Origin of the sequence: Acaryochloris thomasi RCC1774, from assembly GCF_003231495.1 — a bacterium.
GTDB lineage: Bacteria > Cyanobacteriota > Cyanobacteriia > Thermosynechococcales > Thermosynechococcaceae > RCC1774.
Window position 1 is genome coordinate 341850 of record NZ_PQWO01000004.1, and the last position, 22975, is coordinate 364824.

27 protein-coding genes are annotated in these 22975 nt (G+C 50.9%); 11 read left to right on the forward strand and 16 right to left on the reverse strand.

Annotated features, from left to right (window positions below):
• Positions 1-3: 3 nt before the first annotated feature.
• Both C1752_RS09215 and C1752_RS09220 read right to left on the reverse strand, forming a co-directional pair.
• On the reverse strand, positions 4-1110 hold the full coding sequence (locus C1752_RS09215) for a TRAP transporter substrate-binding protein (protein ID WP_110985754.1): 1107 nt from the start codon (positions 1108-1110) through the stop codon (positions 4-6).
• A 121-nt stretch (positions 1111-1231) separates the two neighbouring features.
• Positions 1232-1564 (reverse strand): YegP family protein, encoded by a 333-nt coding sequence (locus C1752_RS09220; RefSeq protein WP_110985755.1) that lies wholly within the window; start codon positions 1562-1564, stop codon positions 1232-1234.
• A 271-nt stretch (positions 1565-1835) separates the two neighbouring features.
• Here C1752_RS09220 and C1752_RS09225 point away from each other — a divergent pair, with 271 nt between their 5' ends.
• From C1752_RS09225 to C1752_RS09250, 6 genes are all read left to right on the forward strand, one after another.
• Positions 1836-2930 (forward strand): saccharopine dehydrogenase family protein, encoded by a 1095-nt coding sequence (locus C1752_RS09225; protein WP_110985756.1) that lies wholly within the window; start codon positions 1836-1838, stop codon positions 2928-2930.
• A 126-nt stretch (positions 2931-3056) separates the two neighbouring features.
• On the forward strand, positions 3057-3467 hold the full coding sequence (locus C1752_RS09230) for a hypothetical protein (RefSeq protein ID WP_110985757.1): 411 nt from the start codon (positions 3057-3059) through the stop codon (positions 3465-3467).
• The gene (locus C1752_RS09235) at positions 3460-3885 is read left to right on the forward strand and encodes an HNH endonuclease (protein ID WP_110985758.1); all 426 of its coding nucleotides are present in this window, start codon (positions 3460-3462) and stop codon (positions 3883-3885) included. Before C1752_RS09230 ends, C1752_RS09235 begins: the two co-directional genes overlap by 8 nt.
• 36 nt (positions 3886-3921) lie before the next feature.
• Positions 3922-4176, forward strand: a complete 255-nt coding sequence (locus C1752_RS09240) for a hypothetical protein (RefSeq protein ID WP_146242308.1) — start codon at positions 3922-3924, stop codon at positions 4174-4176.
• 59 nt (positions 4177-4235) lie between these two features.
• Positions 4236-5363, forward strand: a complete 1128-nt coding sequence (locus C1752_RS09245; protein WP_110985760.1) for an AAA family ATPase — start codon at positions 4236-4238, stop codon at positions 5361-5363.
• Entirely contained in the window at positions 5360-6100 is a 741-nt protein-coding gene (locus tag C1752_RS09250; protein WP_110985761.1) for a hypothetical protein, read from the forward strand. Before C1752_RS09245 ends, C1752_RS09250 begins: the two co-directional genes overlap by 4 nt.
• 16 nt (positions 6101-6116) lie before the next feature.
• Here the strand turns inward: C1752_RS09250 and C1752_RS09255 are convergent, their stop codons facing one another.
• The 4 genes from C1752_RS09255 to C1752_RS09270 form a co-directional block, all read right to left on the reverse strand.
• The gene (locus tag C1752_RS09255; RefSeq protein WP_110985762.1) at positions 6117-6374 is read right to left on the reverse strand and encodes a type II toxin-antitoxin system RelE family toxin; all 258 of its coding nucleotides are present in this window, start codon (positions 6372-6374) and stop codon (positions 6117-6119) included.
• Positions 6371-6586: a hypothetical protein gene (locus tag C1752_RS09260; RefSeq protein WP_110985763.1), complete on the reverse strand. Its 216-nt coding sequence runs from the start codon at positions 6584-6586 to the stop codon at positions 6371-6373. Before C1752_RS09260 ends, C1752_RS09255 begins: the two co-directional genes overlap by 4 nt.
• Before the next feature lie 100 nt (positions 6587-6686).
• Positions 6687-7517 (reverse strand): ADP-ribosylglycohydrolase family protein, encoded by an 831-nt coding sequence (locus C1752_RS09265; RefSeq protein WP_110985764.1) that lies wholly within the window; start codon positions 7515-7517, stop codon positions 6687-6689.
• A gap of 84 nt (positions 7518-7601) precedes the next feature.
• Complete coding sequence (locus C1752_RS09270; RefSeq protein ID WP_110985765.1) at positions 7602-8693, reverse strand: hypothetical protein; 1092 nt, start codon at positions 8691-8693, stop codon at positions 7602-7604.
• 174 nt (positions 8694-8867) lie between these two features.
• Here C1752_RS09270 and recA point away from each other — a divergent pair, with 174 nt between their 5' ends.
• Positions 8868-9944, forward strand: a complete 1077-nt coding sequence (gene recA / locus C1752_RS09275; RefSeq protein ID WP_110985766.1) for a recombinase RecA — start codon at positions 8868-8870, stop codon at positions 9942-9944.
• A gap of 89 nt (positions 9945-10033) precedes the next feature.
• Here recA and C1752_RS09280 read toward each other — a convergent pair whose 3' ends face one another.
• On the reverse strand, positions 10034-10339 hold the full coding sequence (locus C1752_RS09280) for an HU family DNA-binding protein (RefSeq protein WP_158535047.1): 306 nt from the start codon (positions 10337-10339) through the stop codon (positions 10034-10036).
• A 36-nt stretch (positions 10340-10375) separates the two neighbouring features.
• Here C1752_RS09280 and C1752_RS09285 point away from each other — a divergent pair, with 36 nt between their 5' ends.
• Both C1752_RS09285 and C1752_RS09290 read left to right on the forward strand, forming a co-directional pair.
• Positions 10376-11713: an ATP-dependent DNA helicase gene (locus C1752_RS09285; RefSeq protein ID WP_110985768.1), complete on the forward strand. Its 1338-nt coding sequence runs from the start codon at positions 10376-10378 to the stop codon at positions 11711-11713.
• A 317-nt stretch (positions 11714-12030) separates the two neighbouring features.
• Positions 12031-12831, forward strand: coding sequence for an RNA polymerase sigma factor SigF (locus C1752_RS09290; protein ID WP_110985769.1), 801 nt, complete (start codon positions 12031-12033; stop codon positions 12829-12831).
• Between the two features lie 96 nt (positions 12832-12927).
• Here C1752_RS09290 and C1752_RS09295 read toward each other — a convergent pair whose 3' ends face one another.
• A complete protein-coding gene (locus C1752_RS09295; protein WP_233501490.1) occupies positions 12928-13869 on the reverse strand; it encodes a formylglycine-generating enzyme family protein in 942 nt (313 codons plus the stop codon).
• Between the two features lie 130 nt (positions 13870-13999).
• Here C1752_RS09295 and psaK point away from each other — a divergent pair, with 130 nt between their 5' ends.
• Positions 14000-14260 carry a photosystem I reaction center subunit PsaK gene (gene psaK, locus C1752_RS09300; RefSeq protein ID WP_110985770.1) on the forward strand — a complete coding sequence of 87 codons (261 nt, stop codon included), beginning with the start codon at positions 14000-14002 and terminating at the stop codon, positions 14258-14260.
• 72 nt (positions 14261-14332) lie between these two features.
• Here the strand turns inward: psaK and C1752_RS09305 are convergent, their stop codons facing one another.
• Entirely contained in the window at positions 14333-14947 is a 615-nt protein-coding gene (locus C1752_RS09305; RefSeq protein WP_110985846.1) for a TetR/AcrR family transcriptional regulator, read from the reverse strand.
• 188 nt (positions 14948-15135) lie between these two features.
• Here C1752_RS09305 and C1752_RS09310 point away from each other — a divergent pair, with 188 nt between their 5' ends.
• A complete protein-coding gene (locus tag C1752_RS09310) occupies positions 15136-15570 on the forward strand; it encodes a CoA-binding protein (RefSeq protein ID WP_110985771.1) in 435 nt (144 codons plus the stop codon).
• 50 nt (positions 15571-15620) lie between these two features.
• On the opposite strand, the gene C1752_RS09315 is transcribed toward C1752_RS09310, so the two are convergent.
• The 7 genes from C1752_RS09315 to C1752_RS09345 form a co-directional block, all read right to left on the reverse strand.
• Positions 15621-16349 carry an SIMPL domain-containing protein gene (locus C1752_RS09315; protein ID WP_110985772.1) on the reverse strand — a complete coding sequence of 243 codons (729 nt, stop codon included), beginning with the start codon at positions 16347-16349 and terminating at the stop codon, positions 15621-15623.
• Between the two features lie 129 nt (positions 16350-16478).
• Entirely contained in the window at positions 16479-17636 is a 1158-nt protein-coding gene (locus tag C1752_RS09320; protein ID WP_110985773.1) for a glycosyltransferase family 4 protein, read from the reverse strand.
• A gap of 15 nt (positions 17637-17651) precedes the next feature.
• Positions 17652-19130 (reverse strand): MFS transporter, encoded by a 1479-nt coding sequence (locus C1752_RS09325; protein ID WP_110985774.1) that lies wholly within the window; start codon positions 19128-19130, stop codon positions 17652-17654.
• On the reverse strand, positions 19127-20035 hold the full coding sequence (recO, locus tag C1752_RS09330) for a DNA repair protein RecO (protein ID WP_110985775.1): 909 nt from the start codon (positions 20033-20035) through the stop codon (positions 19127-19129). The genes C1752_RS09325 and recO overlap by 4 nt, the downstream gene beginning before the upstream one ends.
• Positions 20036-20106: 71 nt before the next feature.
• On the reverse strand, positions 20107-20775 hold the full coding sequence (gene deoC, locus C1752_RS09335) for a deoxyribose-phosphate aldolase (protein ID WP_110985776.1): 669 nt from the start codon (positions 20773-20775) through the stop codon (positions 20107-20109).
• A gap of 38 nt (positions 20776-20813) precedes the next feature.
• The gene (locus tag C1752_RS09340) at positions 20814-22133 is read right to left on the reverse strand and encodes a sensor histidine kinase (RefSeq protein ID WP_110985777.1); all 1320 of its coding nucleotides are present in this window, start codon (positions 22131-22133) and stop codon (positions 20814-20816) included.
• A 29-nt stretch (positions 22134-22162) separates the two neighbouring features.
• On the reverse strand, positions 22163-22924 hold the full coding sequence (locus tag C1752_RS09345) for a response regulator transcription factor (protein ID WP_110985778.1): 762 nt from the start codon (positions 22922-22924) through the stop codon (positions 22163-22165).
• Positions 22925-22975: the final 51 nt, after the last annotated feature.

Here is a 22975-nt window from a genome sequence, read left to right on the forward strand (position 1 = left end):
ACGTTATCTCTTTGTTTGAGCTGTCACGAAGTTAGCAAAGCTAATCTCGTTCACCTGATGCCACTGATAAACCTGCTCCCGGAAAGCTGTCCACGGTTCATAGACCCGCCTGAAGTCGCTGTTCTTGGCTGCGTTTTCTGCATACAGCTCAAACGCTTTCTCTTGGGCTGCTTTGAGAATGTCATCACTATAGCGAGCTAACTTTGTTCCACCCGCCGTTAAGCGCCCCAGAGCCTCACGATTCAAGGCATCATACTGGGCCAGCATATTGATATTGGCTTCATAGGCTGCGGTTTTGAAGACTTCTTGATATTCCGTCGGTAGCTTATCCCAGTCTGATCGATTCACCAATACGTCTAGCGTGGCCCCCGGTTCCCACCAGCCTGGGTAGTAGTAGTAAGGAGCAGCTTTATGCAGCCCTAGCTTTTCGTCGTCGTAGGGACCAACCCATTCTGCCGCATCAATGGTGCCGCGTTCTAGAGCCAAAAAGATTTCCCCCCCAGGAATGAGTTGAACATTGACCCCCAGGCGACTCATCACTTCGCCCCCCAGCCCCGGAATCCGCATCTTTAGCCCTTTTAAGTCTGCCACCGACTGAATCTGACGCTTGAACCAGCCCCCCATCTGCGTGCCAGTGTTCCCCGCCGGGAAGTTAATGACCCCAAAGTCAGCATAGATATCTTGAATAGCCTTTAACCCGCCGCCATGATAGAGCCAAGCATTCTGCTGCTGCGCCGTCAGCCCAAAGGGTACAGAGGTTGCAAATCCCAGAGCTGGGTTCTTGCCAATGTAGTAATAGCTGGCGGTATGACCACACTGCACCGTTCCTGACTGCACTGCATCTAAAACCTGGGGGCCGGGGACGATCTCACCGGCTTCAAAGGGTTTAATTTCAAAGCGGCCATCGGTCATAGCACTGACGCGATCGCATACCCTTGTCGCTCCGCCGGAAATGGTGTCCAGCGAACCGGGCCAGCTTGTTGCCATCCGCCATTGGACTTTGGCAGCGCCCGTTCCCTGTGAGGCTCTACGCGGTATGGGTGAGCAGGCGGCGGCTGTACTTCCTGCTGCGCCGATTACTGCATTACGGATAAATTTGCTGCGTTTCACACCTGACTCCTCACCTGCGCTGCCGAGTGGCAGTTTTGCTCCCCAATCCTACCGGGAAATAGTTCGCTAACTTGTCTGAAGGCTCTTTCTTGACAGATATCGCTTTTTTCCTAAACAGCCCCTAGCTCAAGTCTTCCGTCGGAGCACCAGGGGCATTGGTCTTGACGGAAGAAATACCGTTCTCCATTGCTTGAATAGAGGAATACATCTCACTAGTGCCGACAATCTCGCCATTTGCAGCCTTGAGGACAAAGTAGGGTTCCTGCTTTGTCGATGTGAGTCGGTTGTACCGATCATCGTGGGGAGCATTCATTTGTACAGACTCGATGCCGTTCGTGGCGCTAGCCTTGGCTTTGTAGAGTTCGCTAGAGAGGATGACTTGACCATTATTGGCCTTGAAATTGAAGTGAAACTGACCGTTTGTAGCCCGCTTGAGTTCAAATTTTCTCGGCATTGGTCTTTCCTTGAGTGCAGTAGTTAGCGATTTAACCCACGCTTACGTGCTCTAACTCATGGGCGGCTAATCTCCAGTAATCGCTTGTAGGAATTATCTCAGTCGGAGTTACGACGGCCTGTACAGTGTTACATTTACTTACTCTGGTGCTGGAACCTCATGATTGATCAACCATGCAGTATGACCTCTATTTGCTGTTTTTGAAAGAGCTGTTCCCGACTTTGATCTATGGCCCTTATGGTTCTTAAGATAGGCGTAATTTAGTTCTGTAATGCAGAAAGTTCTTATTATTGGCGGCACTGGACGCATCGGCCAAAGTGTTGCGAAGGATATTCTCAGCCATACCGATGCCCACGTCATAATCACGGGTCGCCAAGTGGGGCAGACGGTTGCAGATAAGCTCGGTTCTCGGGCAACCTTTCAAGCGCTCGATCTCGCAAACTATGAAGGTCTAAAGAGCGCTGTTGCTGCTGCTGATCTGGTCATCCACACTGCTGGTCCCTTCCACGATCGCAACGCCCAGGTCTTGCAACTATGTATAGACAATGGTGTCAACTACCTAGATGTCAGCGACCACCGTTCTTTTACCAACAAAGCGGTGGCTTATCGAGAAGATGCGATCGCAAACAACGTCACGGCCATCATCAATACAGGCGTCTTCCCCGGCATCTCCAACAGCATGGTGCGGCAAGATGTTGAAGCACTCGATCAGGCCGAACATATTCATCTGAGCTATGTGGTGGCGGGTTCTGGTGGAGCCGGATTGACGGTGATGCGAACCACTTTTCTAGGCTTACAGAATACCTTTGACGTGTGGCGTTCAGGTCAGTGGGTGTCAGCGGAACCCTACAGCAAACGCGAAGTGATCCACTTCCCAAAACCCTACGGACCTGTCAATGTTTTTTGGTTTGATGTCCCGGAGGCGCTGACGCTGGCGCAGTCGTTCGATGTACAAACGGTAATCACAAAGTTTGGCTCGGTGCCAGAAATATACAACGTATTAACTTGGCTAACGGCTCGACTGCCAAAAGCATTGCTGCGGAAGCGTTCTGTGATTGAGTTCTTCTCTTGGGGCAGCTATCGTTGTACAGAATTTAGCGATCGCTTCACGGGGACGGGTGTTGCCATGCGTTCTGAGGTCAAAGGTTTGAAGGATGGGAAGCCGACGACGGCTTGTTCGACATTGGTGGTGGATGACACTGCGATCGCAGCCGGTTATGGCACCGGTAGTATTGCCCAACTCATCTTGTCAGGGCAGTTCTCTAAACCGGGTGTTTGGCCTGTTGAAGCGAGTTTTCCCACAGATCTCTGTCAGTCGATGTTGAAACTGCGTGGCGTCAACATCGAACAGCAGATATTCAACTAGCGCTTTTCTGCTTCTGTTCTAAAACTGAGCTTTCACAACCCGCTTCGATAATGCCTGATATCAGTTTGGCTATAATGCGATTGCAACCAGTCAGACGCAATTCTAATTTCACCAGGGCTGTAGGCGATGCCATCTGTTCAAGTTACCTCACAAATCAACCTTGACCTTGACCAACTCATAGAAGGTGTGGCCCAGCTAGACACGCCTGATCTAGAAAAATTTCTAGCACAAGTGAGCCATGTTCTCGCCCGACGTAAAATTCCAAACCAGCCTGAGCAAGAGACAGAACTGCTGCAGTTAATTAATCAAGGCTTACCCGACCCTATTCAGGAACGCTACGATTTTCTCCGAGCAAAATGTCAGGCCGAAACGCTAACGCTCACAGAACACCAAGAACTACTTAAGCTGATCGACACTGCCGAAAGCTCTACCAATGAGCGGCTAGGACATTTGATAACCCTAGCGAGTCTTCGTCAGGTTTCGCTGCCAGAGTTGATGAAACAGCTCGATATTCAGCCACCTGCCCCCGATGTCTAGACGCTACATCACCATCGATGAGCAACAAATCGTTATTGATCGGGCTGCTAAACGCTGTGAATACTGCCAGAGCTTGATGGACTACACACCACAATCATTCGCAATTGAGCATATTGTGCCGATCTCAGAGGGTGGTCTAACTTTGTTAGATAATCTAGCCCTTGCCTGTGGTGGCTGTAACGGTCATAAATACACTAAACAATCCGGCATCGATCCCGTCACGAAAGCGACTACGCCTCTATATCATCCCAGACATCTGCAGTGGGCAGATCACTTTGTATGGAGTCAAGATTACCTGAGTCTCATTGGTACAACGGCCATCGGTAGAGCAACGATTGAAACACTTAAACTCAATCGAACTGGCGTTGTCAATTTACGTAAGCTGCTGATTTTAGCTAGATTACATCCACCTAGCTAATCACTATGCCTCGATGCGATCACTTCATGGGCACGGGTGTTGCCATGCGCTCTGAGTCAAAGACCTGGACCTGAAGGACGCGAAGCCGACGACAGCTTGTTCGACATTGTGGTGGATGATACTGCGATCGCAGCCGGTTACGGCACAGGCGGTATTGCCCAACTGATTCTATCGGGGCAGTTCACTAAACCTGGAGTTTGGCCTGTAGAAGCCAGCTTGCCAACTAATTTCTTTCAAAAAATGCTCTCCCAACGTGGCATTTCAGTTACTCAGAAGATAGCAAAGAGTTAAAATCATTCCCATCCTTGAAGGCTACTATGGAGGAGTAGAAGCGTATCATCACCAGATAAATGCTATCTAAGTTGCAAGTTCAGCATTATAAGAGTCTATTTGATACAGAGATAACATTGGAGCCGTTAACCGTATTCATTGGCCCAAATGGATCGGGAAAGTCTAATATTTGTGAATCTTTATCCGTACTATCCAGCTTCTTTCAAGCAATTTCTAATCCCCAAGATTATGACATGCAGGGGCTGTTTACAAAGTACACTCAAAAAACTGGTAGCAACCAAAGTTTTGAATCTAAATTCTGGCAAGGACAACTGAACTATCTTGTCTTCAAAGCCAGCTCACTAACTATCGAAGACGATCCTCCTTCCGAAGAGGGGAAAAATATTACTGAATTATCTCTTGGAATTGACTATCCCGAACAGCTAATCTTTGCCAAGGCTTCTAGCAAAGATTATGTAAGGAACAAATACACTGAACGAGTTAGGTCTGAGCTGATTGGCTCAGGAGTTTTTGATTCTGAAATCTTCTCTGCACTGAAAAAAGTTGAAGTCTATGATTTCTCTCCTGCTGCCTTGGCACGTGTCGTTGGTTCATCAGTAACCTCCATGAATCGTACAGGAGAAGGTATTGCCTATGCTCTAGTCGACATCTTGCACGCTGATCGTCAAGGCTTTGATGAATTGGAGGAGAGACTGAGGCAGCTCCTGCCCAACATCAGTAGGATTGTTCTACCTCGAGGCAATAATCAGAGCTTCTCACTTGAATTAATCGATAAATATTCGGATCACCATATCCCTTCCTCCGATATCTCAGATGGCTCACTGAGAATTATTGCTTTCTTAACAGCGCTGTATCAGGAAGATACTCCAAGTATTATTTGCTTTGAAGAGATTGAGAATGGAGTTCATCCTTGGCTTCTACACAAAATGGTGGAGTTACTGAAAATTGTCTCTACTGAGGGAATTTCCGGTCAGCCAGTCCAAGTTCTGATCACTACTCACTCACCTACACTACTCAACTATGTTGATCCTCATCAAGTACGCGCGGTAGAAATAGATAAAGAAGGTAAAACTCAAGTTCATACTTTACCAACAGACTCGGCTCGTTTCCGAAAGGCATTGGAAGCATACGACGGAGATTTAGGAGAACTCTGGTTTACGGATCAATTTGGGGGTAATCCAGCATGAATCGTCCAATTCGTATTGGGCTGATTGCAGAAGGTGAAGCAGAACTGGGACCGAGTGTGCCCTACATCAAACCTGAAGACGGCGGCAAGGCAATTGACAGAAACCAGGAAGGAGCACTTCATACGCTTATCAGGCGGGAGCTTCAAAGCATTGGTATCTCAGATTGTGAATTTGTTCAGAGGCACCCTCTGGCGAAGGAAAGTAAACGCCGGACAGGATATTCGATTCTGCAGCCGAAATATCTGGCTCAGGTCGTAATCTCGTGGTCTCCAGAAGAAGTCGACATGATCCTCATTACGGTTGATTCCGACGATGAGCTATCTCAAAGGCAAAGCAAATTACAAAAAGCTTTGGAGACAATCCGTGAAAATCACTTTGATACCAATGATCACCCAATTGATGATCAAAGTGTAGGAGGAATAGCAATACGTAACTTTGAAACATGGCTGCTGGCAGATTATCAGGCTGTGGCACAACTGCTAGCGCTAGATCTAGAAGAGATCGAAAGCTTAGAAGGCTCAGACAGTACGAAAGAGATCTTGGAGCAAGCAACTACTGATTCAACCTACCTTGCTAATGACTCTAGCAATCAGCGCCCTCTCCGAGTTCGCTGGGATCTTGCCTTTAAAGTTGATCTGGATGTCGTGAAGTTCCGTTGTCCAGTGGGATATGGTGCGTTTATTCAGGACTGTATGCAAACTGCGAGAGCAACCCAAGAGCGTATTGAATCGGAATAGCAGGCACTGTTGATTGCTACTCATAAATGGAACTTCTATGGCCCACTCTAATCACAAGCACGATTAGCTCCGCGTCCTGGATACTATAGATAACGCGGTAGTTTCCAGAGCGTATGCGATAGAGATTCGTTTCACCCTTCAATTTTTTGCAGTCTCTAGGGCGAGGATTTTGTTCTAGCTCTCGTAGCTTTTTACCAATACGTTTTTGTTCAAGCTGTGGTAATTTCTTGAGTTTCTTAACGGCAGTCTTCTCGATATTGATGCGGTAGCTCACAAACCTAGCTCAGCTTTTACCTCTGCCCAAGGGATTGCACTTCCGGGGGTTGCGCCAGCCAATACCTCCTGAGACACCTGAATATCTTCCTGTTCTTCCGCAATTAAAGCTTCTGCAGCTTCCATGAGGAAATCCTCTACGGAGGCATAGCGGCCTTCTGATATAGCTTGATTAATATATTGCTCTACTTGAGGACGCAGGGAGATGTCCATTGATTTTCCCCATATAGATTAGATATTTAGATCCTAGCCTAATGACGATAGGCTGCAGCAAGTGGTCAATTTCGGTCAGAGGGACTCTCCTAATCTATGGCTATCGAGGTCGCAGGATGCCAGGGGATGCGATCGCAACTCCACCCATCCCATCAACGGAATCTGGGCCCACCTGATAACACCCTGACCAAGCCGCCAAAAGCTGATTGGCCGACACTTCCATCCGCTGTAAATCGTTTTGAGATGCCCCGGCTTCCAGCCAAGCCTGAGGGATGCCCACTCGACCATTCAGCGCTCCAGAAAAAGCACCCGTCAGCAGCAAAGTGAGGGAAGAAACATCTGGAATGCGGTGGGCGCGCAGCACGCTGAGCTGAAATTGTTCCGCCGTACTCAGCCAGCAATAGAATGCTAAGGCAATCGCAACCTCAGTGTGTTGAGGATCTCCGAGTTTTTGAATGGCAATCGCTAAAGAATCTCGCCGAGTCAATAATATCTGGACCTGTCTTAATTTCTGAGAGAGCGTTTCATCTGGTAAAAGCTGAACCAACTTCGGCAGCAGCTCAAAAGGAGCCATTTGCGGCTTGAGAGCAGCAGCAATACTCTCAGCAACCACAAAGCCTACATCTTGAATCGCTTGAGGAATTGCATTCATGATCGCTTGTCTCAGCTTTTGAGCGTCGTCATGGAAGTAGAGCGCTATGGGTATTGTTGATGCAATCGCTCTATTGGTTTCGGCTACGAGTGGGGGGGCTGACCGGGTTGCAATCAGAGATTGGGCTGACGTTGCGATCGCAAAAGATAAACTAGAGACCACCCGATCACGGTCCCCTCTTTCTTGGGGCTGTTCCGTGGGATTGGGATACGGCAAAATTTCACCCACTAGCGCTCCAGTGAGCGCCCCTCTAAATCGATTGATGAGCGAGTAAGGCATAGGTTCTTTGCTTGAGAATGCGATAGGAACAACATATAAACCAGTTGATTCTACCCTCGTTAACCGCTTGAGCTGTCTCAGACTTCATCGACAATCTGTAGAGCCTGATTGCTGCACTACGCTGAAGGGCTTTGCACCTGCAAAGACAATATCTCTCCGATCATGGTGAATCAGTAGCTGTCGCTGCGACGGACTATTTTTCCACTCCCCCATCAAGACATAGTTCTCAATAGCAAAGGGGATAAAGTCAAAGTCTAGATGGTGTGGCTCTGCCTGCCGACTACTCATAAAGGCCAGCCTAAAGAGACGCGGCCAAAAGAGGGTCCGCCAGTATCGACGCTGCACTTTGAATTGGGGCACGAACAGTCTGCAGAGATTGGGCGACGCGAAAGCAATACTCAATGACAAAGAGCTGCCTGACGAAATGAGATTCTTGGCATTGAGCATTACATTTATATCTTCTGCTAGAGATGAAGACTGCACCCTTACGCCGGGAATCAGACGTCTAAGCTGGGCAACACATAAATTTTCTGCATCCTCTGCCACAACCACAATCTTGCTGAAGCCAAACTTCTCAATCACCTCTAAATAAAAACTTAAGGGAGGGGGAAGGAGACCTGGGTGAGGTCTTTTGGAAAAGATATCTCCTGAGCGGACGTGAATAACGAGGGTATCCTCTGCCATAGATGCGTTTTTCCGGTAGGGGAGTAGAGGCAGAACCCTAGCTCTAAGAATGCGCCGATAGTCTGCCAGCTTAGGCACCAGCGGAAATACATCGTAGCTGAAGTAAAAACATCTCAATAAAAATTTGCCGCACTCAGGTCTAGCTTGGGTCGGGCTCAGGAGATCCCTCAACAGAACTTTAGGAGTGGCAACCCCTATATTGTTGCAATGGCCGTTATTCGTCGGATGGATACTGCCGATCGCCTCCACTGACAAAAAAGGATGCTGGGGAAAAGATAGCGGCAACCCCAGTCGTTGAGACAGCATCTCTGCATGGGCGATTTGAATAATATTGTTTCCAAGCCTACCGTGCCAGCGTCTCAGATAAATCTGACCGTTGCTCTCCCTCAGCCACATCTGCAATTTTGCGATTCTAAGCATAATTAGGCCAAAAACCTGCAGTAGGGCAGCTGGGTAAAGCAGCTTCTTGCCCTTTCTAAATTTATTGTTCATTCTGAGCAATAGATGAAGAATTGGCCTTGAGCCTAAAGCTATAGCAGAAATATCCTGAACCTTCAAGAACGAAAATATCCGCTTGACTCGCTACTGGTATATATGTACTATGTAACTCCACGGCTACACCCATAAAAAATAGCCCGTGTTTGAACGTCTGACTGTGAGGCAACTATGGCGACTGATGCATCCGGCAAACAAGCCGCACTCAATACGGTTCTCAATCAACTAGAACGTACCTTTGGAAAAGGTTCGATCATGCGTCTAGGCGATGCCAGCCGTATGCAGGTAGAAACGATTTCGAGTGGCGCTTTAACGCTTGACTTGGCCTTGGGGGGCGGTCTGCCCAAAGGGCGTGTGATTGAAATCTATGGCCCTGAAAGCTCGGGTAAAACCACCGTAGCTCTCCATGCGATCGCAGAAATTCAGCGTAATGATGGCGTTGCCGCCTTTGTCGATGCCGAGCATGCCCTTGATCCGACCTATGCTGCCGCTCTAGGGGTCGATATCGAAAATCTGCTGGTCTCTCAGCCTGACTCTGGTGAAATGGCGCTAGAGATTGTCGATCAGCTGGTCCGCTCTAGCGCCGTAGATTTGGTGGTGATCGATTCTGTGGCGGCCCTCACCCCTCGCGCTGAGATTGAAGGAGAAATGGGCGACTCGCATATGGGCCTGCAGGCTAGACTAATGAGTCAGGCCTTACGGAAAGTGACTAGCAATATTAGTAAGTCCGGCTGCACCGTTATTTTCCTGAATCAACTGCGGCAAAAAATTGGCATTACCTACGGCAGTCCCGAAGTCACAACAGGTGGCAACGCTCTGAAGTTCTATGCCTCAGTACGCCTTGATATTCGCCGGATTCAAACTCTGAAAAAAGGCACCGAAGGCTACGGTATCCGAGCAAAGGTCAAGGTGGTCAAAAATAAAGTTGCACCGCCGTTTCGGATTGCTGAGTTCGATATTCTGTTTGGTCAGGGGATTTCGACCCTGGGCTGCCTTGTCGATTTAGCAGAAGAGACCCAGGTGATTATTCGTAAGGGGGCCTGGTATAGCTACGATGGCCGCAACATTGGCCAAGGCCGCGAGAACACGATTAAGTACCTGGTTGAGAACCCTGAGGTGATGCAAACAGTAGAGCAGCAAGTGCGACAAAAATTAGCGATGGGTGCAGAGGTATCAGCGACCTCTGTTGTGCAGAAAGCTGAGGAGGAAGAGGCGGCTCCCAAAGCGCTAGAGCCTGTTGCAGCGTAGTCTTCTGATGTTCTGTTTTACCCATTAAGTGCTCCATCTCCCCATGACGGCTACAGAGCCACCATGGGGATTTTTTTAGGATGTTATTGTCAAGGAGCGACGGCGTCTTTGAATACTTTGCCTGCACTGAATGCCGGGACGGTTGTTGCCGGAATCGTCAGTGCTTTACCCGTTTTAGGGTTGCGTCCTTCTCTTGCTTTGCGATCGCGGGGTTCAAAGCTACCAAAACCAACCAAGGTGACTTTATCCCCCTGACTTACGGTGTCAACGATAGTATCGATGGTGGCGCTAACGATCTCGTCAGCCTGTTTTTTGGTGACGCCTGCCTTATCGGCCACGGCATTCACTAGTTCAGCTTTATTCATGGATAATGTCCTCACAATATTGGTGAGCATTGTATCTCAAGGTTTACAGAAAGCAAACACTCTGTTATGCAACAGTCTGCTCGAAGTCATGCAATTTATCAGTCTCTAGCCCAAGAAATGCAGGCTAGCCTGAGCTTGAGTGCCCAGCAGCAAGCGGCTTTAGAGCAGCTTCACGATTTTGTGAATGGCTCTGAGTCATTCTTTGTGCTGGAGGGCTATGCCGGGACGGGGAAGACGACGCTGCTGCAGGCCTTTGTCGCTCAGCTGCAGGGGCAAGGCGATCATCGTCCGATTGTGTTTAGTGCCTTTACCAATAAGGCGACGAAGGTACTGGCCCAAATGATGGCGGAGTGGGGGCTGGGCATTGACTGCCTCACCTGCTGTCAGCTCTTAGGGCTGCGGCCCCAGATTAATCAAGAAACGGGGGAGCAGGAGTTTATTCCTGATAAAGATCAGAAAAGCTCGTTTGAAAAGTATGCCCTGGTGGTGGTGGACGAGTGTTCAATGGTGAATCAAAACCTATGGGAACTCTTGATCACAGAAGTTGCCTGCTTTCATACCTCGGTGCAGCTTTTGTTTGTGGGGGATTCGGCGCAGCTACCGCCGATTAATGAGGTTTGCTCCCAAACCTTTGTTGCGATCGCAAATAAAGCTTTGCTCACCGACGTCATTCGCTACGGTGGTGCCATTGGAGTGCTTGCTGAATCGATCCGCTGCGGCTTAGACTCTCAGCGCTTACCCCCGCTCGTTACCGACCTCAACGCCGAGCAAACAGAAGGCACGGTGGTTTTAAGAACATCGGATTGGGAGCGACAGTTGGTGCGGGCCTTTAGATGCGATCTCTCTCAGTCCGACCCCGACTATGTGCGGGCCTTGGCCTATACAAATAAGCGCGTCAACGCCCTTAATCGTCAAATCCGAGACGCTATCTTTGGGTGCGAAGTCCCTCGGTTTGTCCCTGACGAGCGCCTGATTGCCATGCATCCGATCTTTGGTAATGAAGAGGAAATTTTGATGCAGACCTCCTCTGAATGCATCGTCGAAGAAGCCTGGGAAGACGAATCAAAAGGCTGGCGGATCTGGTGCTTGTATGTCGAGAACGACGCTAATCTCGTGTTTACGCTACGAGTTTTGCATGAATCTGAGCAGGGAAGATTGAAGCGAGAGTTAAATAAGCTGGCAGAGGCAAAGCAGTGGCAAGACTTTTGGGCTTTGAAGCAGCGCTTTGCCAGCGTTAACTATAGCTATGCCCTGACCATTCATAAATCCCAGGGCTCTACTTTCCAAAATGTCTTTCTTGATCTCCCTGATATTATGCGAAATCGGAATGCACGAGAACGCAATCAGCTACTGTATGTGGCTGTAACAAGAGCCGCTAAACGTCTTTTCATTCGCCATGCTTAAAAGCTTGAAGTTGAATCTGGCGCAGGTACACCCGCTGCCGCGAAGGGATGAGCTTACACTGACTCCTTCGCAACCCCGTCAAGGCTAGTTTGGCCGATCAGTATCCTGATGAAAAAACTCTGAGCAGAGCCTTAAAGACTCAGCACCGTATACACTCTTACCGCCCTCTACGTGTATACACGGAGTGGTTTCTCCGTATAAATGCGGAGGTCTTGAGCTCACGACAACAGAAAGTTCAGTAATTTAACGATAGTGTGGCTGACGCCGTTTCTTAATAATGACTTCCATAGGGCTTAATCAACTGTTAGCGAAACACTATGGCTTACCAAACGACTCTTCAATCTCAATCGATGGAATTGTTGGTTTCTTACCGTCAGGAACCCTCAGTTCGTCTCAGAAATAGACTCGTCCGTCTCAATATGGGACTGGTACGCAAGGTTGCTCACCGGCTCGCCAACCAGTGTGCAGAACCCTACGAAGATTTAGAGCAGTGTGGTTACATGGGGTTGATCACTGCCATTGAACGCTTTGACCCCACTCAGGGCTACGCCTTCAGCTCCTTTGCTGTTCCCTACATTCGCGGTGAAATTCTTCACTTTTTGCGGGATCGCGCCAATACCGTTCGCGTTCCTCGTCGCTGGCAGCAGCTCAACAGAGAAGGCGCTAAAGTCCGTCAAGATCTGACGATGGAGTTGGGTCGCCAGCCCAGTGACCAAGAACTTGCTGATGCTTTAGATTTATCTATGAATGAGTGGCGCTCCGTGAAGCTTGCTGCATCTAATCGAACGCCACTGAGCTTGAATGCCCGCGTTTCTTCGAGTCACCACCAGCAGTCTGAATCAGCAATGACGCTGGGCGATACATTGACGGATACACGTTATCAAATGTTGCAGGTGAATGAAGAGGACCGCATTGAGCTGCAGCATGCCCTCAACCAGCTTGAAGATAAGACCCGCGAAATGATTGAGTCGGTCTTCTTTCATCAGCTCTCTCGTCAGGAAGTGGCCAAGCGCATTGGTGTCAGCCCCGTCACAGTCACTCGCCGCATTAAGAAAGGGGTCGATGAGCTAGTAGAGCTGCTACAGAATCAGTCGCAGGCACAGGCCACAGCTTCTTAGTTTCAAGTTTCTTCGCTCTCTAGGTGTCGCGGAGGTTTTGCATCCACCCAATGCCCTCATCAACACCCTAAGCCCAAGCAGGCTCAGGGTGTTTTCTTACTCTTTTACAAGTCGAAAGCCAAACAAAATATGGCGAGAGCCTAACGGACGCGCATGGCGATAGGCGGCGCGGCAGAATCCTGGCAGATCGTCCCAGCCGCACCCCTTCATAACGGTCGCCGGTTTCCCTTTGCGTTCGGTGCGGGTGGAGGTGTATTCAAAGACATTGCCTGCCATGTCTTCAACGCCGTAGGGACTGCGACTGAGGGGATAGGCTCCAATCTCGCTCGTCCGGTCTTGCCCGCTACCGGCCCAGTTTGTGGCATCGTCTTGCCATTGATCGCCCCAGGGGAAATATTGGCCCTTTGTTCCCCGCGCGGCTTTCTCCCATTCGAGGGCGGTGGGGAGTCGATAGGTGGTTCCGTCCTGCTTCCCTTTCCATTGAGCATAGGCTTGGGCATCGGCATAGGAGAGCAGCACAACGGGATGTTTGGCGTCTCCGGCGGGGTGCTGATTGCCCTGCCAGAGATAAGGCGCAACGGTGCTGTAGGGATGCACCAGAAATCCCTGGTTTTGGTAGTCTGCTTCTGAAATTCCAGGAGGTTGGTGATCGGTGGCCTGGATAAAGGATTGATAGTCGGCGTTGGTCACGAGATTGCGGCTGATGCAGAAGGTGGGTTGCGATCGCATCTCCCGTTCTGGTTCATTATCAAACCAACGACTTTGACGCAGCTCTTGTTCATCGGGTGCGGTAGGGACGGTATCGGCAGAAATTTGATAGGCATAGTCCTGCTCTTTGCGATCGCTCCCCGCAATAAACTCTCCGGCCTCAATCAAAATAAATCCCGATTCCACCGCGCACTCAGAGCGAGAGATTTTGTCCTGAGATTTTTGAGGGCCTGTTCCTGAAGCATCACATTGAGCGAGCCCCAAACAAAGTGCTAGTACCAGCCCAGAGTGGAGTGTTTTAGGAACGCTTTGCAGCTTCAACTTAGCCAACTTGCTAAAGCTCTCTCTTTATTTTTCATTTAAACATTAACTATTGATGCGTCTGTCTGTATAAAACCCCATTGTTTGCAACAATAAAATAAGATTAACAATTGTTCCAAGGGATTAAGGAGAAAAGCAGTTGTTCACACCAACATTACTAGCTGTTGCAGTTCGCGCTGTTGATTGGAGCCCCAACGTGGCTGTTGTCATGATTGCCTGCAACGTTTTGGCAATGGTTTTTGCAAAGCTAACGGTCCAAAAACCCAACGAAGGTCCGGCTGCTCCTGCTGCTAGCTTCTTCGGCGATTTTAGTATGGGCGCAGTTCTCGGAACTTGGTGCCTAGGACATGCCTTTGGTGCCGGTGCTATCTTGGGTCTAACCCAGTTGGGCGCGCTCTAAATTTTTTGATTTGTCTCCTTGTGTTGTTTGAATCTACCAGAGGCTCCAGCCTCTGGTTTTTTATTGCAAGATTCAGCAGGCTGGAGCCAAGATTCCGTGTAAAAAGACGTCGGCTAGCAGTTCAGCCATATCTTTCTGCTCTTTAGGGGAACGAGCCTCTGTTAGTGTGTCCTGACTAAATCCGGCAATCATAAACATGCCTAAAAAGATGCGGGCCACCAGCTCTGGGTTGAGCGACCGATAGACCCCTCGATCAATGCCGGTTTGGATAAAGGCTTCGGTGACGCTTTGCATTTTGCCAATCACGTCGGTTTCGATGCGCTCTCGCAGTTCTGGATGGTACTGGGCTTCCATGAAGCAGACTCGCATCATGTCACCGTGTTCATGGAGGTGCAGCATCCGTTTTTGCATCACCTTAGAAACCGCTTTGTAGCTCGCGACTTCACTCAGCTCGGTTAACAGGTCCGTGAGCATCTCGCTCCAGCCCTGGGTGACGACCGCCGCTAGAATCGACTTCTTATTGTCAAAATGCCGGAAGAGGGTGCCTTCAGCGACGCCTGCTTTTTCTGCTAATTGTCGAGTGGTGGTCTTTTCAAAACCTTGGCGTGCGAATAAATGCTGTGCGGCCGTCAGTATGCGGCTATTGAGATCTGGCTCTGCCTGTTGCAGAGGACGAGAACGTTGCATGGGGATAGCCGTAAAGAACTTGCATACATTGTTGACCGGATTGCTACCGTTGTGTGGTTGCTTTGACGTTTCTTTAGAAATACAATAATTTTTCTGAGCCATACCTCCGTTTTTAGGTTTATCTTTGCTTTTTCACAAAAGGCGGTGTTGCTGGCTTTGACAGAATCCAGTTGTTAATTGTCAAAACGATGCCACCCCTAAAGCCCGAGGATGACACGCTCCGTTATTTGCTGACCTATGCCAAGGTGATCGCGGTGGTGGGCCATTCTGAAAAGTCCCATCGAGATAGCTATCAGGTAGCCCATTTTTTACGCGAGGCGGGCTATCAGGTGTACCCCATCAATCCGCGCGTCACTGAAATTGACGGACATCTCAGCTATGCTTCTTTGCGAGATGTACCGGCCCCTATTGATATTGTGAATGTCTTTCGTCGGGCTGAGTTTTTGCCCGAGATTGTGGCAGATACGATCGCAACGCAAGCGGCAACCCTCTGGACCCAACTCGGCATTTCAGACCTGGGTGCAGCAGAACAGGCCACCCAAGCAGGGCTTAACGTAATCATGGATGCCTGTATCAAAACCGAGCATCAGCGACTGCAGATTCATAACCTGGCGCTAGATTAGCGATCGCCATCGGCAGTTATAATCCGCTAGCGACACTAAAGAGTAAAAGTTTAGTAGCTAATTTGCAGGGTCACAGATGAGCGAACGGCCTGCTCGCCACCGATGATAGGTTGGGACGAGGCTTCTGCCGCTAACGCTCGGTTGACGGGGCGAGGGGGGAGCGGAGATGAAGCACCGTTGACCTGGATACCCACAATCTCTTTAGGGGCGAAGCCCAGGGACTCTAAGACTGCCTTGGCCTGTGCTTGAGCTTCTTGGGTGGCGTCCTGGAGCGCGGCTTTTTGAGCGGTTGCGATCGCATCTTCCGTCGCCATAAACGACACGCCATCGATGCGGCTGGCTCCCGCCTTCACCGATGCATCCATCAGGGGACCGGCATTCTCGATCTCGGTTTGAAAACTGACGATATTGCGGCCTTGGTACCCCACAAGCTGGCGTTTTCTGCCTTCGTTGTATTTATAGTCTGCATTTAAGCTGATGCCCGTCGTTTGCAGCTTATCCACCTTCCGTGACTCCAGTAGCTTGACCACCGCACTGGAGCGCCGCGCCACCTCTGCCTGCACCGCCTCCGCCGATGGGCCCTGCACCTCAACCCCAAGCCGGACCGTTGCCAATGTAGTTTGAATGTTCTCGATGCCCTGTCCCGTGACGGTGAGGGTTCGAAGTAACGGCTCCTGTGCTCTGACCGGTAGGGCTGTGACCAGACTTAAAACGATTGCCGCAGACAATGAAAGCGAGTGAGCACGATAGGGCTGCAGCCAGTTAGAAAAATAAGACATAGTCTTCCCCACAACGAACATCTAAAACTATAGTCTTCGATTGTCTTAACTGAGTTCCATACCGCAGCCGAAACCTGCCGCGCTGGATTGCGATGGCCCAGGCCTACCTTCGGTAATCGCAACCTTCTTTCAACGGAGAGCAACCTCAGGTTTTTGAAACATCTGACTATAGAATCGCTCAAGCTGATCAAGATTCTGTGTTAGATCGTAGCGTTCAAGCACCCGCTCTCGCGCCTTCTGCCCTAGAATTTTGACAATTTCGGGATGATCGATCAGCATCGGTAGCAGGGTCTGTAGCTCTCCCTTGGCCCGCTGAGGATTAAGGACAATGCCGGCTCCCTTTTCTAAAACTTCGCCGTCAGCCCCCGCATCAGTTGCTAGACAAGCAACACCACAGGCCATGCCTTCTAATAAAGAGAGCGAAAGCCCCTCAACAAAGGAGGGCAAAATAAACACGTCTGCCCCTCGGAGAATTTCAATGCGGCGGTGTTCATCGGTCACCGTTCCCAGCCAAATAATATTGTGTTCCGAGCTATAGGTGGGCATCAAACCGTTCCGTAGAGGCCCGTCGCCCATCAGCAGCAGCTTGGCTTGACTGGGCATATCAGATTGCCGCCATGCTTTCAGCAGCGATTCTACATTTTTTTCAATGGCAATCCGGCCCTGGTAAACATATAAGTGCTCGGCATCAAATTCGGCCTTAGCGCTGGACGGCCCTGGGCTGTATTTCGCCGTATCCACCCCATTGGGAATCACCACCAAGATTTCGGGTGGGACCCCAAGGCGCATTAACAAATCTCGCTGTGCCTTCGAGAACACAATCACCGCGTTGTAGTTTGCCAGCGAAGGCGCGTAAAGCTGATACATAAAGTGCTGCGTCCCTGCCGATAGACTCAGATGCTTATGGCTAAAGGGCGGGTGGAATGTTGCCACTAAGGGCACCCCTAACTCCTGGCAGATTTCCGGCAGCATGAAATCAAGGGGCGATAGCGTCAAAGACGCGTGAACGACGTCTGGCTTCAGCGCCGCTAACGATTGGGCCAGCACCTTGCTCGAACGCAGCGTTGGGATGGTGTAGACCTGGGATTTGTATAAAAACGGGAGTGAAACTTCCTTGCACTCTGAGAGTAGCTCTGGAACAGCGCAGTTGGCCGCCTCTTCTTCATCTTGAGAAAAATGCAGAAAGCTCACCAGATAACCTCGATCTAGGAGCCTATTGGTGATCTCTCGACCATAGGTGACATTGCCGCAAGGCGGCGATTTTTTCCCAATCCAGGCAATGTGCATTCAGCTTAGATCGTCTCAAGACTCCACGGAGGATTGTTCTGAGTACAAAGACCCAGTATCGGCAATATACCAGGATAGGAGTCCCCCTGTAACCACAAGGCTCGCTAAACCTAGAAAGACAGGGCCTAATCCCCAAGCTGTTTCTGCCAGTCCAGCCAGGGCTAGGGGCAGGCTGAGCGCAATGTTCACCGCATTATTCTGAAGGCCGAAGACTTTGCCCCGCATTTCCTCCGGCGTACGGGATTGAATCGTGGTCTGCATCGGCACCCCAACGAGGGCGGCAAAGGCTCCGAGACCAAAGAGACAGCCTAAGACGCCCCAGAGAGACTGGGTGGTAAATGCCAGACCAGCAAGCATCACCGCCATGCCCATCGAGCCATAGAAGCTGAGCCGATGGGGTTTAACTCGATGGCCCAGTTGGCCCAGAAGGGCGACGCTGAGCGCCATGCCAACCCCGCCAGCCGCCAAGAGAAAACCAAATTGAGAGGCTTCTAGAGCGGGCAAAATCTCAGCTAGACGAACGACTAATACGGCTAGAGCCGCAAAGACAGAAAATAAAATCACGAGCTGAATTAAGGCACCCCGCACCTGCCTTTGCTGACCGAGGTAGCGCAGCCCATCCTTGATGTCAGCCCAAACGTGAGCGTCTTCAGCATCAGAATCGTTCGCTGATTCGCCGGTGACCAGTAGGCACAAGAGCAGTCCAGCGACTCCGTAGCTTCCACCCACCACCACCATAGCCCCCAAATCGCGAGTCCCAGCCCAGGTGTCGGTGAAGGTGCTGGCTAAGGCTAGAAGAGGTTCACCCGCTGCGAAGCCCGCAATGACGGCTAGCATCATCGTGAAGGTATAAAGGGCATTGGCACTCAGCAGGTGCTCTCGTGGCACCACCAGCGGGATCGCAGCCTGCTCTGCAGGGGCAAAGAACTGGGTCAGAGCCGAGACTAAAAAGGTGACCAACAGCAGCAGCCAAAATCCGAAAGGAACCCCCATCCACTCCAGACCTGGTTGGAGAGCCGCCAAGGTCGGGAACAGCAAGAGAACTAGCACTCCTCGAACGATATTCGTGAGCACTAGGGTGGGGCGTTTCGGCCATCGATCAACGTAGACTCCAGCAATAGAGCCAAACAAAACGGCTGGGATTGTAAAGGCAATCATGATCGACGAAACCCAGCCGCTGATGGTCTGATCGGCTTCTTGAAATCGACTGCTGATCAGAGCAATCATCAGCACCAGGTAAAACTTATCGGCCACCTGAGAGAAGACCTGCCCCGCCCACAGCATCAAAAAGTTGCGGTTCTGCAAGACAGGTCCGAAGCCTTGTGCTTCAGTCTCTTCGACCTCTACGGAGTGCGGATTAGACAGCTCGCTAACGGGTTTTTTCTCGGCGTTTGCGGATGCAGGCTTCGATCGAGGCGGCGAGGTCGGTCGCCGACCGCTTGGGTAAGTCTTAGGAGACTTCGGATCAGATTTTGGGTCACGGATAGAGGTCATGACTTTACAGAACGGGGCACAGTGGGAGCAAAACAGGTTTCAAGCAGGCTGGCAGAACGGATGGGCTGCTCAAAGTAATACTGAACATAGTGGCGCAGTGCCCGCTCTAGGGACATCCACACTGCGATTGATTCCTGGCGACTGAGGGGCGAGAGCGGTGCTTCAGAGGGGGCTGCTGCTTCTCCCCCTTGCTCAATCGATTGCGATAGCAGTTGCAGGAGCCTTAGCTCTATGGCGTTGAGCTTTGTCTGCTCTCGGTTTCGGGCCTTTCGGATCGGCCCTCGGCGGTCGCTCGCGACAAATTTTGAGACCGGCTTGCTTTGCCACTGCTCTTGATTCCAGGCAGACAGAGCCACGGCCCCGCCTGAGCTAGGGCTAAAGCCTACGCGCCAGTCTGGGTCAGACAGGTTGGGGATCAGAGGCTCCTGGGTGATGCAGCATGCGTTGACTTGAGGGGCAATCCCAGCCCAGTCCAAGAGCTGATAGATGCCTTCAATCAAGGAGACAGGAATCTGGTCTGGGTCTGTTTGTTCGAGTTCAGCGAGCCGGTCACAGAGAAAGTCGAAAAGCTCGGGCTGGGGCTGTCCGCTCAGGGCTTGATGAAGAACAAGTTCTGCCCAGTACTGAGCCACCGTTAACTTGGCGAGGTCGCGGCTGAGACCGGGGTAAGAAACCAATGTTTCTGCCTGCGAAAGGCGATCCAGGGAGCGCCCCTCAGACATCACTAAGTTATTGACGACGAATAAGGAACTGCGGCCCCCTAGTTTTGATTTGGGTTTGCGGGCTCCCCCGGCAACAGCGCGGACTAAGCCTCGTTCCCGTGTCAAAATCGTGAGCAGCCGGTCGGCTTCGCCCAGCGCCATGCTTTTGAGGTTGATTCCTGTCGCTTTATAAACTCGGCTCATGCTAGGCTGCTCATTCAATCGTGACTCGCGCAGGAAAAGTAGTCGTTGTGGCTATAGGGCACGTAGCTTCGCTACGCTAGAGATTCAGCCTGTTGCTGAATTAGATCGAGACCTCTAGATGTGCCTAAACGGGTTGCCCCGGCTTGAATGAGAGCGATGGCTTGCTCAAAGGTGCGGATGCCGCCGGAGGCTTTGATACCGATGCGATCGCAACCCACCTCTTTTAATAACTTTACATCAGCAACCGTCGCCCCGCCGTTCCAGCCGGTACTGGTTTTCAGGAAACTAGCTCCCGCATCTGCACAGGCTTCGGCTGCTAGCCGCTTTTCGGACTCAGTTAATACTGTCATTTCTAAAATAGCCTTTACGGTTTGCCCCGTGGCAGCACAAATTTCAGCGATTTCTCGGTGAACGGCGTCAATATTGCCCGCCTTCAGCCAGCCGAGGTTGATCACCACATCTAACTCCGTTGCGCCATGATCGACGGCTTCTTGGGCCTCATAAAGTTTTACGGCCGAGGTGGTTGCCCCGCTGGGGAACCCAATCACAGTAGAGACCTGCGACGACTTGCGATGGAGCAAATCCACTGCCTGCTTCACGTGGACGGGATAAACGCACACCGTCGGGAAGGCAAATCGCTCTGCCTGCTCACAGAATTGGACAATTTTCTCTGGAATTGCCAACGGGTCCAGCAGCGTATGGTCTATGTAGGGAGCCAGATCAATGGGGTCGGTCTTCATGGATGCCGTACAGCTCTTATTGCAGGAACAGTCTGATCTTAGAGTGAATGGGGTAGCAAAATCCGTAACCAGGCTCCGCCAGTTTTAGGATGATTTTGGGCCTCGACGCGCCCTCCATGAGCGGCGACAATTTGCGCCACAATCGCTAGACCTAAACCGCTGCCGCTGCCCGTTGCCGGAAGGGTCTGGAGGCTAGAGCCGTTAGAGCCGCTGGTTCGCACCCGTGAGGTGTCGGCCCGAAAAAAACGCTTGAAAATATGTGCGATCGCAACTGGCGGGAACCCGTCACCCGCATCAATGATGTCAATGACAACCCAATCAGCCTCCTCCGTCTGCCCCGGCTCGGTCTGCGGCTTCGCCTCTGTGCCGATCTCGATCATGATCGCCTGATCATAGTGACTATGCTTAATCCCGTTGTCGATGATGTTCACCAACACCCGATAGAGACGCGCTTCATCCGCCTGCAGGCTTAAATGATCAGGCCCCTGGTAGTAGAGCGCCAGGTTTCTCTGCTGCGCCAGCGGCTCTAGATTTAGCCATGCAGAGCGCACCAACGCCGGTAAATCCACCGCAGATAAACATAAAACATCTTCATTTCGACCGCTGACGTGACTGAGTTCCAGTACATCCTGGACTAAATTACTGAGCCGCGTGGTCTCATTCAAAAGGCGTTCAGTCCAGTTATGTAGGCTGGGTTCAATTTGAGACTGTAGCGTCTCCACCATCAGGCGAATGGACGTCAGCGGGGTCTTGAGTTCGTGGGCGACATCTGAAGCCCAGCGATCGCGCTCCTGCGTCAGCGTCGTTGCCTCTTGGCGATCTTCAACAAACACGCCTACATGCAGATCTGGTAGTGGAATGCCGTAACCTCTCAACGGCAGACTTTGTGCCGTCCCCGGTAGGCCATCAATGGGTAGCGTATACACAATCCAGTCTTGGCAGTTAGACTGCTGGGATTGGCGCACATCTCTGATGAGTTTCTCTAGCTCTAGAGAGCGCACCACCTGCAGCAGCAGTCGTCCCTCTGTGAGGCGGGGAGAAAGATCGATCTTGAGCAACTGGCGGGCCGTCGAGTTATACCAGTGGATTTGATCTGCCCCATCAACCTCTAGATAGCCGATGGGTGCTGCCTTTAAAATGTTTCTCCACACCAGAGCCTGCTGCTGCAGGTCTCGCTGTTCGGTGCGGCTCTGGGTGAGCAAGCGATTAAACTGCCCTAAAGTCACGCTTTTTCTCGCGTTAGTGCCACCCGAGAACAGCCGGAGCATCTCCGCGAGCCTCCGGTTTAAGCGCCGACTGGACTCAACAAATAGGCCCAGGCCCACCGCCAGCCCACAGAGGAACCATACAAAAGCCATGATCAGCGGCCTGTCGAGAAGAGCAATATTTAGCCAAATCGATAGCCAAAGCCACGAACCGTGACCAGATAGTCAGGCTTACTGGGATCTTCTTCAATTTTTTCTCGCAGCCAGCGGATATGCACGTCCACTGTCTTGCTATCGCCAATGAAATCAGGCCCCCAGATCTTCTCTAGAATTTGCTCTCGTGGCCAAACCCGCCGAGGATAGCTCATGAACAGCTCTAAAATTCGGAACTCTTTAGGGGATAGATTGACCTCTTGATTGCGGACGGTCACCCGACATTCTTCGGTGTAGAGGCAAATCTCGCGCACCTGCAGCATTGCGCCCTGCCCCTGGGTATTGAAGCGATTACGGCGCAGCAAGGCACGACAGCGAGCAATGAGCTCCCGCATGCCAAAGGGTTTCGTAAGGTAGTCATCCGCGCCCACTTCAAGGCCCACCACCCGGTCGGCCTCTGTGCCTTTGGCGCTGAGCATGAGCACGGGAATTGCGGAACCTTCCCGTCTCAGAAACCGACAGAGATCGAGACCATTAATACCCGGCAGCATGATGTCGAGAATAATCAAGTCAAGACCTGGCGTTTCCGAGATGTGACCACGTCGCTGCATAGACTGCAAAAACTCTAGGGCCGAGCGGCCATCTGCTGCGGTGGAAACCCGATAGCCTTCGCTTCTGAGGGCTAGGGCAATTGTTTCACGAATATTTTCTTCATCTTCAACTAGCAAAATCTGATCAACGGTGGCCGATATTGAGCCCAGCTGTTGTAAGGCAGAATCAGTTGAGAGCATACAGTGCCTTTAATTTCAGTTTTTGATGTGCAAAATAGCGTATATTTTTGT